General features: G+C 72.5%; 17 protein-coding genes. 8 read left to right on the top strand and 9 right to left on the bottom strand.

The window, feature by feature from the left end:
• The first annotated feature begins 39 nt into the window (after nt 1-39).
• Nucleotides 40-942, top strand: coding sequence for an asparaginase (locus AB0G11_RS06365; protein WP_219517836.1), 903 nt, complete (start codon nt 40-42; stop codon nt 940-942).
• Here AB0G11_RS06365 and AB0G11_RS06360 read toward each other — a convergent pair.
• Entirely contained in the window at nt 939-2,546 is a 1,608-nt protein-coding gene (locus AB0G11_RS06360; protein WP_357584347.1) for a DUF2207 domain-containing protein, read from the bottom strand. The genes AB0G11_RS06365 and AB0G11_RS06360 overlap by 4 nt on opposite strands.
• 40 nt (nt 2,547-2,586) lie before the next feature.
• Here AB0G11_RS06360 and AB0G11_RS06355 point away from each other — a divergent pair, with 40 nt between their 5' ends.
• Complete coding sequence (locus AB0G11_RS06355; RefSeq protein ID WP_357584345.1) at nt 2,587-3,249, top strand: ankyrin repeat domain-containing protein; 663 nt, start codon at nt 2,587-2,589, stop codon at nt 3,247-3,249.
• Here the strand turns inward: AB0G11_RS06355 and AB0G11_RS06350 are convergent.
• A complete protein-coding gene (locus AB0G11_RS06350; RefSeq protein WP_357584343.1) occupies nt 3,233-3,967 on the bottom strand; it encodes an alanyl-tRNA editing protein in 735 nt (244 codons plus the stop codon). The genes AB0G11_RS06355 and AB0G11_RS06350 overlap by 17 nt on opposite strands.
• Nucleotides 3,968-4,096: 129 nt before the next feature.
• On the opposite strand from AB0G11_RS06350, the gene AB0G11_RS06345 reads away from it, so the two are divergent.
• A complete protein-coding gene (locus AB0G11_RS06345; RefSeq protein WP_219517840.1) occupies nt 4,097-4,717 on the top strand; it encodes an SGNH/GDSL hydrolase family protein in 621 nt (206 codons plus the stop codon).
• Here the strand turns inward: AB0G11_RS06345 and AB0G11_RS06340 are convergent.
• The 5 genes from AB0G11_RS06340 to AB0G11_RS06320 form a co-directional block, all read right to left on the bottom strand.
• Nucleotides 4,702-5,070, bottom strand: coding sequence for a DUF2516 family protein (locus tag AB0G11_RS06340; RefSeq protein ID WP_219517841.1), 369 nt, complete (start codon nt 5,068-5,070; stop codon nt 4,702-4,704). The genes AB0G11_RS06345 and AB0G11_RS06340 overlap by 16 nt on opposite strands.
• Before the next feature lie 113 nt (nt 5,071-5,183).
• On the bottom strand, nt 5,184-5,603 hold the full coding sequence (locus AB0G11_RS06335; protein WP_219517842.1) for a hypothetical protein: 420 nt from the start codon (nt 5,601-5,603) through the stop codon (nt 5,184-5,186).
• Nucleotides 5,604-5,606: 3 nt separating this feature from the next.
• A complete protein-coding gene (locus tag AB0G11_RS06330) occupies nt 5,607-6,092 on the bottom strand; it encodes a helix-turn-helix transcriptional regulator (RefSeq protein WP_219517844.1) in 486 nt (161 codons plus the stop codon).
• Nucleotides 6,093-6,152: 60 nt separating this feature from the next.
• Nucleotides 6,153-7,058 (bottom strand): M56 family metallopeptidase, encoded by a 906-nt coding sequence (locus tag AB0G11_RS06325; RefSeq protein WP_357584341.1) that lies wholly within the window; start codon nt 7,056-7,058, stop codon nt 6,153-6,155.
• The gene (locus tag AB0G11_RS06320; RefSeq protein WP_219517847.1) at nt 7,055-7,411 is read right to left on the bottom strand and encodes a BlaI/MecI/CopY family transcriptional regulator; all 357 of its coding nucleotides are present in this window, start codon (nt 7,409-7,411) and stop codon (nt 7,055-7,057) included. The genes AB0G11_RS06325 and AB0G11_RS06320 overlap by 4 nt, the downstream gene beginning before the upstream one ends.
• A gap of 54 nt (nt 7,412-7,465) precedes the next feature.
• Here AB0G11_RS06320 and AB0G11_RS06315 point away from each other — a divergent pair, with 54 nt between their 5' ends.
• A complete protein-coding gene (locus AB0G11_RS06315; RefSeq protein ID WP_357584339.1) occupies nt 7,466-7,975 on the top strand; it encodes an O-acetyl-ADP-ribose deacetylase in 510 nt (169 codons plus the stop codon).
• A 7-nt stretch (nt 7,976-7,982) separates the two neighbouring features.
• Here the strand turns inward: AB0G11_RS06315 and AB0G11_RS06310 are convergent, their stop codons facing one another.
• Both AB0G11_RS06310 and AB0G11_RS06305 read right to left on the bottom strand, forming a co-directional pair.
• Nucleotides 7,983-8,768 carry a class I SAM-dependent methyltransferase gene (locus AB0G11_RS06310; protein WP_357584337.1) on the bottom strand — a complete coding sequence of 262 codons (786 nt, stop codon included), beginning with the start codon at nt 8,766-8,768 and terminating at the stop codon, nt 7,983-7,985.
• A complete protein-coding gene (locus AB0G11_RS06305) occupies nt 8,761-9,504 on the bottom strand; it encodes an SDR family NAD(P)-dependent oxidoreductase (protein ID WP_357584335.1) in 744 nt (247 codons plus the stop codon). Before AB0G11_RS06305 ends, AB0G11_RS06310 begins: the two co-directional genes overlap by 8 nt.
• A 93-nt stretch (nt 9,505-9,597) precedes the next feature.
• Here AB0G11_RS06305 and mshA point away from each other — a divergent pair, with 93 nt between their 5' ends.
• From mshA to AB0G11_RS06285, 4 genes are read left to right on the top strand one after another with little or no spacing between them, the layout of a single operon-like run.
• Nucleotides 9,598-10,875, top strand: coding sequence for a D-inositol-3-phosphate glycosyltransferase (mshA, locus tag AB0G11_RS06300; protein WP_308126190.1), 1,278 nt, complete (start codon nt 9,598-9,600; stop codon nt 10,873-10,875).
• Nucleotides 10,876-10,896: 21 nt separating this feature from the next.
• Nucleotides 10,897-11,379: a YbjN domain-containing protein gene (locus tag AB0G11_RS06295; RefSeq protein WP_219517856.1), complete on the top strand. Its 483-nt coding sequence runs from the start codon at nt 10,897-10,899 to the stop codon at nt 11,377-11,379.
• A gap of 11 nt (nt 11,380-11,390) precedes the next feature.
• Nucleotides 11,391-12,083, top strand: coding sequence for an SAM-dependent methyltransferase (locus tag AB0G11_RS06290; protein ID WP_357584333.1), 693 nt, complete (start codon nt 11,391-11,393; stop codon nt 12,081-12,083).
• A gap of 10 nt (nt 12,084-12,093) precedes the next feature.
• Nucleotides 12,094-12,837, top strand: a complete 744-nt coding sequence (locus AB0G11_RS06285) for a phosphoglyceromutase (RefSeq protein ID WP_219517858.1) — start codon at nt 12,094-12,096, stop codon at nt 12,835-12,837.
• Nucleotides 12,838-13,072 lie beyond the last annotated feature (235 nt).

Raw genomic sequence — 13,072 nt, 5'->3', positions numbered from 1 at the left:
TGTGGCCCAGAAATACACTCGTGAGAAAAGGAGGAGCCGATGGCGCTGGTCGTGGAGGTCGTGCGGTCGGGGTTCGTGGAGTCCAGGCACCTGGCGCGGATGCTGACCCTGGACGCGGCGGGCCGCCCGGCCGAGACGCACGGCGCGGTCGCGGAGCCGGCGTCGCCGCGTTCGGCGATGAAGCCCCTCCAGGCGCTCGGCATGGTGCGCAGCGGGCTGCGGCTGAGCGGCGAGCTGCTGGCGCTGGCGTGCGCGTCACACGCGGGCGAGCCGTTCCACGTCGACGGCGTGCGCAAGATCCTGGCCGGGGCCGGGCTGGACGAGTCGGCGCTGCGCTGCCCCGAGGACTACCCGGAGGACCGGGCGGTGACCGACCGGGGCCGCGTCTACATGAACTGCTCGGGCAAGCACGCCGCCATGCTCGCCACCTGCGTGGTCAACGACTGGCCGCTGGAGTCCTACCTGGAGCCGCCGCACCCGCTCCAGCGGGCGATCCGCGCCACGGTTGAGGAGCTGACGGGCGAGCGGATGCCCGCCTCCGGCGTCGACGGGTGCGGGGCGCCGCTGTTCTTCGTCTCGATGCTGGGCGTGGCCAGGGCGTTCCGCACGCTCGCGGTGAGCGGCGAGGGCGGCGTGTTCGACGCCGTCCGCGCCCATCCGCAGTGGACGTCCGGCACCCACCGGCCGGAGACCGCGCTCATGCGGGCGCTGCCCGGCCTGATGGTCAAGGTGGGCGCCGAGGGCTTCCAGGCGTTCGCGTACGAGGACGGGCGCGCGGGTGCGATCAAGGTCGAGGACGGCGCGGCGCGCGCCAGGACCACGCTCACCGTGGCCGCGCTGCGCTCGCTCGGGCTCACCTCACCGGAGCTGGACGAGCTGGGCGTGCAGCGGGTGTACGGCGGCGGCCGGCCGGTCGGCGAGCTGCGGATCCACCCCGACTAGAGGGTGCGGAACTGCCGGGTGGCCGAGATCGCGCCCGACGTCGTCGTGGTGAACGTGCGCATCGACCCGGCGAACTTCGACAGGTCCCACTCGGCCGGCCCGTGATACCAGTAGAGGTTGTCGCTCGGCGAGCCGTTGCCGGTGACCGAGGCGACGACCCGCGACCAGTGCTCCACCCCGTCGAAGATCACCGCATAGGGCAGGTAGCGGGAGAACAGCTCGACCCGGTGCTGCTCCGGCACCTCGCCCAGGTCGCCGGAGAAGAGATACTCGCGGAAGCCGAGCGTGTGGGCCAGCGCGGCCGAGCCCTTGGCCGTCTTGGCTGGCATGTACTGCCCGCCCACGGCCAGCGCCCCGCCCGCGACGATCACGCCCAGCCCGATCAGCCCGTACGTGGTGAACCAGACCAGCGCGCCCGTGGCCAGCACGCCGACGCCGATGAGCACGACGCCGATCGTGGTCCAGCGCGTCCGCTCGGCGTCCGGGCGGCGGGCGAACCAGCCCTGCGTGACGACGTCGGTGTAGAGGGCGTCGCGCACCTTGCCCAGATGCGTGGCGAACGAGCCGGACAACTGCGACAGCAGCACCGCGTCCCGGCCCTCGAAGATCGCCTCGTACAGCGCCCGCTCGTAGGGCAGCAGCGCGTTGACGGGCGCGTTCGGCAGCCGTACCAGCATCCAGTCGGGGGCGTCGTACGTCTGGCGGGGCTGCTCGTCGATGCGCAGGTAGCCGCGGACGGCGAGGTCCACGATCGTGGCCGTCACGTCCACCACGTCGGCCTGCTCGTCCACGAGCGTGCCGATCTGGCCGGGACGCACCCCGTCGGGCGGGCTGAAGTGGCCGTTCTGGACGGGGTCGACCGCGCCGCGCTCGTGGTCGACGATGCGGGCGTCGCGGCCGCGCGTCCAGTAGAGCAGCGCGACGCCGCCGAGCAGCAGCACGAGCAGGCCGGCCAGCGCGCCGCCGGTGACGGGGCTGAGCGTGAACGCCGCCGCCAGCGAGAACCGCTTCTCCAGGATCGGCTCGCCGCCGCTCGCGCCCGCCGGGAAGCCGACCACCACGGTCAGCGCCTGGCCGGGGGCGATGCCCGCCTGCTCGAAGTCGGCGTGGGTGGCCGTGTGGTCCATCGCGGCGGCGGTACAGCCGATGGCGGAGGTCAGCTCGCCGGCGAAACATGACAGGTTCTGCACCTGGCCGGGGCCGCTGACCTTGACGGTGGCCTTGTCGACGGCGGTGTTCCAGCCGTTGACGGCGAACCAGCGCAGCTCCTCGACGCCGCCAGTGGGCGTGACGGCGCCCTGGACGTCGTACTCGACGGTGGCGGGCGACTTGACCGTCAGCACGTCACCGGCCAGCGTGCCGCCCTTGAGGTTGGCGATCCGGTAGACGCGGTCGCTGGTGTCGTCGTAGCGCGTCCTGGTCAGGAACGTCCGCTGGAGCTCGCCGGAACCGCCGCTGATCTTCTCGACCACGTGCAGTGTGCCGCCCTTGCCGAGGGTCATCGTCACCTCGGTGGTGATCCCGGCCTCCGCCAGGGCGGGAGTCGCGGTCAGCGCCAGGGCGACGGCTCCGAGAGCGGCTAGCGTGTGCCTGATACCCGTCATGGCCGTGAATCGTATCGGTATCCCGGTTGAGGAGGACCTGATGGCCGATGCCCGAGAGATGATCCGGTCGGGCGACGTGGCTGCGCTGCGCGCCCTGCTCGCCGCCGACCCCTCGCGGGCCACCGCCCGCCCCGACGGCGCCCGTACGCTCCTGCACGTCGCCACCGACTGGCCGGGGCACTTCCCGGCGGTCGCCGAGACGATCGCCGCGCTGGTCGAGGCGGGCGCCGACGTGGACGCCCGCTTCCGCGGCGAGCACGCCGAGACGCCGCTGCACTGGGCGGCCAGCAGCGGGGACGTGGCGGCCCTCGACGCGCTGCTCGACGCGGGGGCGCGCATCGACGCGCCGGGCGCGGTCATCGCGGGCGGGACGCCGCTGGACGACGCGGTGGCCTTCGGGCAGTGGGAGGCGGCCCGCCGCCTGGTGGCGCGCGGCGCCGCCGTCGGCTTCCGCCACGCCGCCGCGCTCGGCCTGCCCGACCAGGTGACGGTCACCGGTCAGGAGGAGCTGGACACGGCCTTCTGGTACGCCTGCCACGGCGGCCAGCGGCGGATCGCCGAGCTGCTGCTGGAGCGCGGGGCGGCGGTGGACCGGGAGCCGCCCTGGGAGCCGGTGACGCCGATGGAGGCCGCGCTGCGGCAGGGGTTCGCGGAGCTGGCCGGATGGCTGCGGGAGCGGGGCGCGGTCAGTCGGAGATCGTGATGCGCAGCCGGCGGAAGCCGCGGCCCTTGCTCTCGACCTTGGCCACCTTGATGCGGCCGATCTGCCTGGTCGAGGCCACGTGGGTGCCGCCGTCGGCCTGGGTGTCAAGGCCGACGATGTCGACGATCCGCACGTCCTCGACCTCCGGCGGGACCAGGTTGGTCGCGGTGCGGATGATGTCGGGGATCGCGAACGCCTCGGCGCGCGGCAGCACCCGCACGTCGATGCGCCGGTCGGCGACGATCTCGGCGTTGCACAGGTCCTCGACCGACTCCTTGAAGCCGGCCGGCACCTCCGGCAGGTTGAAGTCCATGCGGGCGGTCAGCGGCTCCATGTTGCCGCCGGTGACCGGGCAGCCGAACTCGCGGAAGACCACCCCGCACAGGACGTGGAGCCCCGAGTGGGTGCGCATGAGCGCGGAGCGGCGCTCGTCGGCGACGGCCGCCCGGACGACGGCGCCCACCGGGGGGACCGGGTCGCCCTCTGCCGGGATCAGGTAGAGATCGTCGCCTTTGCGTACTCCGGCGATGCGGGTTTCCACGCCCTGCCAGAGGAGAACTCCGTGATCGGCCGGCTGGCCGCCGCCTCCTGGATAGAATGCCGACCTGTTGAGCACGATCCCTTCGGGGGTCGCGTCGAGGACCACGGCTTCGAAGTCGCGAAGGTTCTGGTCCGCCAGTTCGAGCCGTTGCGTTCGCCCGTGAAGATCGGTGGTCATGTCGGCAGCCTAGAGCTTTCGAGGTGGTAGATGCGCGCGAGGCTGCGTAGCCCGCTCAGGAGAACTCTCGCCGGCCCGGCCGCCTCGATGGCGGCGATTTGCTGCACTTTATCGGGATGTGCGGCGGCGGTGGCCACGCCGCCCCAGCCGCCCCTTGAGCGGCGCCCGCCGGTCGTGATGTTCGTCGGCGACAGCTTCACCGTGGGGTCGGGGCCGGTGCCGCGCTGGCACACCTACGCCGCCGAGGCGGCCCGGCTGCTCGGCTGGCAGCCGGTCATCGCCGGAGCGGGCGGCACCGGCTTCGTCAGCGACGGGCGCGTGGGCCGTACGTTCCAGGAGTCGTTCGAGGCGGAGCTGGCGTGGCGGCCCGCACCCGACGTGCTGGTGATCTCCGGCGGCCACAACGACGGCCGGTGGCCGGCCGAGCGGGTGGGCGAGGCGGCCGACCGGCTCCTCGACACCGCCCGCTCGACCTGGCCCAAGACGCAGATCGTCATGGTCGGCCCGATCTGGCTCGACCCGACGCCGCCCGCCAAGGCCTACCGCGTGCGCGACGCGCTGGCGCGGGTGGCGTCGAGTCAGGCCGTGCCCTTTCTCGACGCGCTGCGCAGGCCGTGGTCCTCCGGCGGCGGCAAGGCGGAGGTGAAGGCGGTGCTGCCCGACGGCGTGCACCCGACCCGCGCCGGGCACGCCCTGATGGGCCGGTGGCTCGCCAGGAGCCTGACCCGGCTACCTCACCAGGGACCGTAGGGGCCGCTGTTGCCGCCGCGCCCGCCCATGCCCTTGACGGCGGGCTTGACGTCGACGATGTAGATCGTGGCGGCGATGACGGCGGCGATCGAGAAGATGCCGAGACCGATGCCGATGAACTGCGCGCCCCCCAGGAACAGGAAGGCGTTCAGGTAGGACCACGCGCCCGCCGCCGAGAAGAGCGTGGCCAGGATCAGGATGATCAGCCAGATGTTCTTCTGCAGCTTCCCCGCCGACACGAACGCGCCGGTCGGCACCCGTAGCGCGTGGATCAGCGCGTAGGCCGACATGCCGAGAATGATCACGGCAAGCGCCAGGAAGAGGAAGTTGAGCCCGAGGTTGATGAATTCCATGAGTTTGGCTCCGCCCAGTGCCGCGATGAAGTCGGCCCCAGCCTAATAGCCGCCACGGGCACTCCGCGCGGCGAAAAGGCCCGCCCCCAGGACGGGGCGGGCCTTCGGGTCGGTCAGGCCTGGGCCTTGGTGGTGCGGTTGGTGGTGCGGGTCTTCTTGACGGGGGTGGCGACGGCCGGCTCGGCGGCCTCCGACACCTCCTCCAGCTCCAGCGCGGCCTCGCCGGTGGTCCGGCTGACGACCTTGCGGCCGCGGGTGGCGAAGTCCTCGTAGACCTCGACGGCCCGGTGGCTCAGCTGGTCGGCGTACTCGCGCGCCTTCTCGGGGAACTCCTTGGCGAAGCCCTCGGCCTTGCCGGCGTAGTCGCGGGCGCGGCCGGGCAGGTCCTTGGCCAGCTCGGCGCGGCGGGCCTGGAGCTTCTGGAGCTGGTCGGGCAGCTCGCGCAGCTTCTCCACGGCGAAGTCGCCGACACCGGCGACGGCGTAGAACGGCTTGGAATCGGTGAGCTTCTTGACCTCGGTGGCCAGCGTCATGGGTTAACCTTCCTTGGTTTCCTGGTTGACGGTGCCGTTGCCGTCGCTCGTCGCGTAGGGCTCAAGTGCGGCGACAAGCTCCGGCGGCAGCGGCTGCTCGTCGTCCGTGGAGGGCCCGGGGTCGGCATTCTGGGAGGTCTGCCCGTCCCCGGGCCGCTCCTTGCGGAACGACTCGTAGATGTCGATCAACACCTGGCGTTGCCGCTCGGTGAGATGCGTGTCGGCTCTGATCGCACTGATCACGTCGCTGGGCGGCTCGCGGTCCTCGATGAGGCCCGCCTGCACGTAGAGCGCCTGCGAGGAGATGCGCAGACCCTTGGCGATCTGGTTGAGGATCTCCGCGCTGGGCTTGCGCAGACCGCGCTCGATCTGGCTCAGGTAGGGGTTGGAGACCCCCGCCTGCTCGGCGAGCTGGCGGAGGGAGATCTTCGCCTGCTGCCTCTGCTCGCGGATGTACTCGCCGATCGAGCCGACCTTCGGTAGTGCCATGTCTCCAGTGTGCCCGCCCCTGCTTGCAATTGCAAACGGAATGGTTAACTCCAGCAAGCGTCAGAGCTGGATGACCCACAGGAACGGCGTGGCTGTGACCAAACTCACCGACAGGGCCAGCACGCCGTAGCGCAGGCCGAGGTGGATCTCGGGGGCCGGCTTGATCAGCCGGTCGACCCTTGCCATGACGTGCTGGGCGTGCACGCCCAGCATCCCGCTGGGCGTCGGCATGGCCCCCGCGGTGCCGAACCTGAGCAGCGCCGTGGCGAGCCGGCGCGGCGAGCAGTAGCGGCGGGCCCGGTCGTCGGCCGCCATCTCGACCAGCAGCTCGACCTGGGCCTGCGCGTCACACACGATCTTGGACCAGGGCAGCGCCCGGCGCAGCGCGGCGAACGGCAGCAGCACCAGGTCGTGACGCTCGCGCACGTGCGCGGCCTCGTGGGCGAGCACGGCCGTCAGCTCGTCCTGCGACAGCAGCTTGAGCGCGCCCTCGCTGACCACGACCTGCGAGCGCAGCCCGGGCACGCAGTAGGCGGCCGCGCTCGGATGGTCGAGCACCCGCACGCCCGGCACGATCGGGTCGTCGCGAGAGATGAGCCGCAGCAGCGTGCGGTGCCGCCGCCGGGCGCGCAACGCCTGCACCCCGGCCGTGAGCAGCACCACGACGAGCACGGTGAGCGCGGTCAGCCCGGCGATCATGGCGAGCACGTGCAGCGCGTCCCACGGCTGCAGCGGCGCCTGCCCGCGGGCAAAGGCCAGCAGGCCGGGAAGCACGCCGATCCCGTACGGGTCGACGGCGTAGGCCAGCATGGCGCCGGTCGTGGCCAGGCCCCAGGCCAGGCCGAGAGACTGCCAGAGAATGATGGCGACCCGCGGCGCGCGCGAGGTCCACCGGGCGGTGGTGAAACGCCAGGAGCCGATCGCGCACGCCGTGGCGAGCGCGGCCAGCACCGCTGCCGTGGTCACTCTTCCTCCAGCTCCGTAAGGGCTTTGCGCAGGATCTCCGCCTCGGGCCCGGAGACGGCCTGGGCGAATCGGGTCAAGGCGGCCGAACGGTCGCCGGTCATGCCGAGTGCTTCCAGCATAAGGTCAGCGATGTAGCCGTCACGGCTTTCGGCCGGTTCGTACCGCCAGGCGCGGCCGTCACGAGTGCGCTGGAGGAAGCCTTTGCGGGTGAGGCGGTCGAGCACGGTCATCACCGTGGTCGGCGCCAGGTCGCGGTCGGCGATGAGCCTGCCGACCTCGCGTGCGGTCAGCGGGCTGCTCTGCGCCCAGAGGATGTCCATGATGCTGCGTTCAAGCTCGCCAAGACCCTTCACGTCCTCCAGACTAGTTCTACGACGTGTCGAGCTGGAATTCGGGATGATGGTGAGATGGACATCACCCTGGTCCAGGGGGACATCACCGAGCAGGTGGTCGACGCGATCGTGAACGCGGCCAACTCCTCCCTGATGGGCGGCGGCGGCGTCGACGGGGCCGTCCACCGCAGGGGCGGCCCGGCGATCCTGCGTGAGTGCCGCGAGCTGCGCGCCTCCCGCTACGGCAGGGGCCTGCCCACCGGCCAGGCGGTCGCGACCACGGCCGGCGACCTGGCCGCGCGCTGGGTGATCCACACCGTCGGCCCGGTCCACTCGCGTACGGAGGACCGCTCGGAGCTGCTGGCGTCCTGCTACCGGGAGTCGCTGCGGGTGGCCGGCGAGCTCGGCGCGGCCTCGGTGGCGTTCCCGGCGATCTCGACCGGCATCTACGGCTGGCCGCTCGACGACGGCGCCCGCATCGCGGTCGCGGCCGTGCGGGGGAGTGACGCGCCGGTGAAGGACGTGCGGTTCGTCCTGTTCGACGCCGCAGCGTACGCCGCCTTCGAGCGGGAGCTCGGGCGGTAGTCCCGGCTCAGCCGACGGCCGACCACGGCAGCGTCACCTCGCCGAGCCGCCAGCGCGCCCGGCCGCCCAGCGGCGGGTGGCGGGGGATCGGCCACGAGCCCGCCAGCACGCCGACTGCGGCCAGCCAGCGCTGCCGCAGCCCGTGCGCCCCGTACGGCGCGCTCACCGCCCAGGCGTGGTCGAAGTCCCGCAGGAACGCGTGGATGCGCTCGCCCGGCACGTTGCGGTGGATCAGCGTCTTCGGCAGCCGGTCGGCCAGGTCGGAGGGCCGCTCGAAGGCGTCGAACCGGGCCGAGAACGTGAGCGTGCGCGGCCCGTCGCGGTCGAGCCCCACCCACACGGCCCGGTGGCCGGTCTCCGAGCAGGTGCCCTCCACCAGGACGCCGCCCGGCGCCAGCTTGCCGCGCAGCAGCTCCCAGTAGTGCCAGGCGTCGGCCTCGCCGTACTGCCGCAGCACGTTGAAGGCCCGCACGAGCGTCGGCGGGCGCTCGACCGGCAGCTCGAAGCCGCCGAGCCGGAAGCTCAGCCCCTCGTGCTCGTACGGCCTGGCCAGCGCGACCCGGGCCGGGTCGATCTCGACGCCGACGACCTCCACGTCCGGCGCGACCCGCCGCAGCCGGGTGAACAGCTCCAGCGTCGTCGTGTGCGACGCGCCGTAGCCGAGGTCCACCACGAGCGGGCGGGAGGCGCGGCGCAGCAGCGGGCCGTGCACGGCGGCGGTCCAGCGGTCGGCGCGGCGCAGCCGGTTGTGCCCGGTCGTGCCCCGGGTGATCGCGCCGACCGGCCTAGCCACTGACGCGGTGCACCTTGTGCTGGGCGGCCTGGGCGCGCGGCCGGATGACCAGCCGGTCCACGTTGACGTGCGCCGGCCGGGTGACGCACCAGGCGATGGCGTCGGCCACGTCGTCGGCGCTCAGCGGGTCGGGCACGCCCTCGTACACCTTGGCCGCCGCCGCCTCGTCGCCGCGGAACCTGGTCACCGCGAAGCCCTCGCTCTTCACCATGCCCGGCGCGATCTCGACCACCCGCACCGGCTGCCCGACCAGCTCCAGGCGGAGCGTCTCGGTCATCGACGTCTGCGCGTGCTTGGCCGCGCAATAGCCGCCGCCGCCCTCGTACGACACCAGTCCGGCCGTCGAGGTGAGCATGACCAGCACGCCGTCGCCGGAGTCGACGAGTTTGGGCAGCAGCGCCTGGGTCAGGCGAAGGGAGCCGAGCACGTTGGTGTCGTACATCCGCTGCCAGTCGTCCAGCCGGCCGCCGGCCACCGGCTCCAGCCCGAGCGCGCCTCCGGCGTTGTTGACGAGCACGTCGCAGCGGTCGAGGGAGGCCGCCAGCGCGTCCACCGACTCCTGGGAGGTGACGTCGAGCGTGACAGCCCTGATTCCCGGCGTCTCGGCGGCCAGTTTGTCGAGCCGGTCCCGCCTGCGCGCGCCGGCCACCACGTCGTACCCCTCGGCGGCCAGCCGGCGGGCGGTCGCCTCGCCGATCCCGCTGCTCGCGCCGGTCACCACAGCCGTTCTCTTCATGGCCAACATCCTGCCAGGCCCCCCGGTTGTGACCTTCTGCCGGGAATGTCGGGATGATCTGAGCAGTTGTAATCCGCTTGGAGGTGGTGTCGGGTGAGGCGACGACGGGTCAACCGGGTCGCGACCATCAGCATGCACACGTCCCCGCTGGACCAGCCCGGAACGGGCGACGCCGGGGGGATGAACGTGTACATCGTGGAGTCGGCCAGGAAACTGGCGCGCCTGGGCGTCGAGGTGGAGATCTTCACCCGCGCCACGGCGCGAGACCTGCCACCGGTCGCCGAGCTAGAACCCGGCATCCTGGTCCGCCACCTGACCGCCGGGCCGTACGAGGAGATGGACCGGGCCGACCTGCCCGGCCAGCTCTGCGCGTTCCTGTCGGAGGTGCTGCGCACCGAGGCCATGTACGAACCCGGCCGCTACGACGTCATCCACTCGCACTACTGGCTGTCCGGCCAGGTCGGCTGGCTCGCCAAGGAACGCTGGGGCGTGCCGCTCGTGCACACCATGCACACCATGGCCAAGGTCAAGAACCGCTTCCTGGCCGCCGACGACAAGCCCGAGCCGCCCGCCCGCGAGGTCGGCGAGGAACAGGTCGTGGGCATCGCCGACCGCCTCGTCGCCAACACCGCCGACGAGGCCGGCGAGCTCATGGAGCTGTACGGGGCGCCCCGCGAACGCGTCGCCGTGGTGAACCCCGGCGTCAACCTGACCGTCTTCCAGCCCGCCTCACAGGGCGCCGCCCGGCAGCGGCTCGGCCTGCCGCAGGACGCCCACGTGCTGCTGTTCGTGGGCCGCATCCAGCCGCTGAAGGCCCCCGACGTGCTGCTGCGCGCCGCCTCCCGGATGCTCATCGACGACCCCTCCCTGCGCGGCCGGCTCGTCGTCGCCTGCGTCGGCGGCCCCTCCGGCAACGGCCTGGCCCGCCCGTCCCTGCTCACCGACCTGGCCGCCGAACTCGGCATCGCCGACGTCGTCCGCCTCGTGCCGCCCGCGCCGCAGCACGAGCTCGCCGACTGGTACCGCGCCGCCGACGTCACCGTGGTGCCCTCGCACAGCGAGTCGTTCGGCCTGGTCGCCCTCGAATCGCAGGCGTGCGGCACCCCCGTCGTCGCCGCCGCCGTCGGCGGGCTGCGCACCGCCGTCCGCGACGGCGTCTCCGGCCTCCTCGTCGACGGCCACGACCCGCACCAGTGGGCCGCCGCCCTGCGCCGCCTCGTCACCGAACCCCGATGGCGCGAGATGCTGTCGGCCGGCGCCCGCGAGCACGCCGCCGCCTTCGGCTGGCAGGCCACCGCCTCCCGCCTCACCGAGGTCTACGCCGCCGCCATCGCCAACCTGCACCGGGTGCCGGTGGCGGTCAACTCGTAGGCCGTCTCCTAGGGTGTACTGATGCGCGACGTTGTCGAAGCCGCGCTCAAGGCCGCGGACGTCACCTACGACGAGCCGCGGCCCGGAGCGTTCCTGGTCAAACTGCCCGGACAGCACAAGCTCGCCACCATGACCTGGCTCATCGTCGGTGACCGGGTCCTCCACGTGGAGGCGTTCTTCTGCCGCCAGCCCGACGAGAACCACGCCGAGTTCTACAAATGGCTGCTCGGCAAGAACGGCGCCATGTACGGCGTCCACTTCTCCGTCGACCCCGTCGGCGACGTCTACCTCGTCGGCCGCATCCCCCTCGCCGCCGTCACCGCCGACGAGATCGACCGCCTGCTCGGCTGCGTGCTCACCTACGCCGACGACTGGTTCGACCGCGCCCTGGAACTCGGCTTCGCCTCCTCCATCAGGCGCGAATGGGAATGGCGCGCCAAACGCGGCGAATCGCTGGCCAACCTGCAGGCGTTCGCCCGGTTCGCCGACCCGGAACGCGCGTAAGATCCTGGGGCGTGAGTGACACAGGAGGTATGGAGCCGCACGTTCCGCACGTCGCGCGCATGTACGACTACTTCCTCGGCGGCCACGACAACTACCGCGTCGACCGCGAGGCCGCCGCCCACGTCCTCGAGATCGTGCCCGGCATCCGCGAGGACGCCCGGGCCAACCGCGCCTTCCTCGGCCGCGCCGTACGGGCACTCGCCGACGACGGCATCGGCCAGTTCCTCGACATCGGCTCCGGCCTGCCCACCTGCCGCAGCGTCCACGAGGTCGTCCCCGGCCGCACCACCGTGTACGTCGACTCCGACGCCCAGGTCGTCAGCCACGCCCGCACCCTCCTCGACGGCGTCCCCGAAGCCCTCGCCGTCCGCGGCGACCTGCGCAAACCCAGCGACATCCTGAACAACCCGGCCGTCGGCCAGCACCTCGACCTCGACCGGCCCGTCGCCGTCCTCCTGCTCGCCATCGCCCACTACGTCGCCGACGACCCCCAGCCGCTCATCACCGAACTCATGGCCCCCCTCGCCCCCGGCAGCCACCTCGTCCTCTCCCACGTCTCCGACGGCACCACCGACCCGCGCCCCCTCTTCGCCGGCCTCGACCTGCTGCCACCCGGCGTCGTCACCGTGCCCGAATGGCGCCCCGAAGACCTCGTCCGGCCGCCCACCCCCCACTTTCTCTGCGGGGTCGCCCGCAAACCATAGGATTGGCCGCATGGCGACATTGGTGCTGCTACGGCATGGCGAAAGCGACTGGAACGCGAAGGGCCTGTTCACCGGCTGGGTGGACGTCTCCCTGTCGGCGAAGGGCGAGGACGAGGCCCGCCGCGGCGGCAAACTCCTCACCGAAGCCGGCGTCTACCCCGACGTCGTCCACACGAGCCTGCTGACCAGGGCCATCCAGACGGCCCAGTACGCCCTCGGCGAGGCCGACCTGCTCTGGCTCCCCGTCAAGCGCTCCTGGCGGCTCAACGAACGCCACTACGGCGCCCTCCAGGGCAAGAACAAGGCCCAGACGCGCGAAGAGTTCGGCGACGAGCAGTTCATGCTGTGGCGCCGCTCCTACGACACGCCCCCGCCGCCCATCGCCGACGACGACGAGTACTCCCAGGCCGGCGACCGGCGCTACGCCCTGCTCCCGCCCGAGCTGATGCCGCGCACCGAGTGCCTCAAGGACGTCGTGGACCGGATGCTGCCCTACTGGTACGACGCGATCGTGCCCGACCTGTCCGCCGGGCGGACCGTCCTCGTGGCCGCCCACGGCAACTCGCTCCGCGCCCTGGTCAAGCACCTCGACGGCATCGGGGACGAGGAGATCGCGGGGCTGAACATCCCCACGGGGATTCCGCTCCGGTACGAGCTCGACGCCGAGTTCCGGCCGGTGCGGCGTGGAGGCGAGTACCTGGACCCGGACGCGGCCAAGGCGGCCATCGAGGCCGTGGCCAACCAGGGACGCTGACGCGCGTTCGGTCCTCGTTGTCGGCTTTGGGCTGTGCTGTTTTGCGGGGCGCGTCCCGCGCCCAACGGCGTGGTCCTCGTTGTCAGGCGCTTCGCGCCTCCGGCACTCGGGCTGTGTTCAGGGGGGGGGGGGCCCCCCCCCCCCCCCCCCGGGGGGGGGGGGCCCCCCCCCCCCCCCCCCCCCGGGGGGGGGGGGGGGGGTTGGGGGGGGGGGGGTTTTTGGGGGGGGGGGGAAA

This window comes from Nonomuraea sp. NPDC023979 (genome assembly GCF_040639085.1).
Taxonomy (GTDB): domain Bacteria; phylum Actinomycetota; class Actinomycetes; order Streptosporangiales; family Streptosporangiaceae; genus Nonomuraea; species Nonomuraea ceibae.
The sequence above is the reverse complement of the archived record's forward strand: the minus strand, read 5'-3'. Positions and strand labels throughout refer to the sequence as shown.

Coding starts and splice junctions, on each gene's coding strand:
- AB0G11_RS06365 (WP_219517836.1), top strand. CDS start 40: ATGGCGCTGGTCGTGGAGGTCGTGCGGTCGGGGTTCGTGGAGTCCAGG.
- AB0G11_RS06360 (WP_357584347.1), bottom strand. CDS start 2,546: ATGACGGGTATCAGGCACACGCTAGCCGCTCTCGGAGCCGTCGCCCTG.
- AB0G11_RS06355 (WP_357584345.1), top strand. CDS start 2,587: ATGGCCGATGCCCGAGAGATGATCCGGTCGGGCGACGTGGCTGCGCTG.
- AB0G11_RS06350 (WP_357584343.1), bottom strand. CDS start 3,967: ATGACCACCGATCTTCACGGGCGAACGCAACGGCTCGAACTGGCGGAC.
- AB0G11_RS06340 (WP_219517841.1), bottom strand. CDS start 5,070: ATGGAATTCATCAACCTCGGGCTCAACTTCCTCTTCCTGGCGCTTGCC.
- AB0G11_RS06335 (WP_219517842.1), bottom strand. CDS start 5,603: ATGACGCTGGCCACCGAGGTCAAGAAGCTCACCGATTCCAAGCCGTTC.
- AB0G11_RS06330 (WP_219517844.1), bottom strand. CDS start 6,092: ATGGCACTACCGAAGGTCGGCTCGATCGGCGAGTACATCCGCGAGCAG.
- AB0G11_RS06315 (WP_357584339.1), top strand. CDS start 7,466: ATGGACATCACCCTGGTCCAGGGGGACATCACCGAGCAGGTGGTCGAC.
- AB0G11_RS06305 (WP_357584335.1), bottom strand. CDS start 9,504: ATGAAGAGAACGGCTGTGGTGACCGGCGCGAGCAGCGGGATCGGCGAG.
- AB0G11_RS06295 (WP_219517856.1), top strand. CDS start 10,897: ATGCGCGACGTTGTCGAAGCCGCGCTCAAGGCCGCGGACGTCACCTAC.
- AB0G11_RS06285 (WP_219517858.1), top strand. CDS start 12,094: ATGGCGACATTGGTGCTGCTACGGCATGGCGAAAGCGACTGGAACGCG.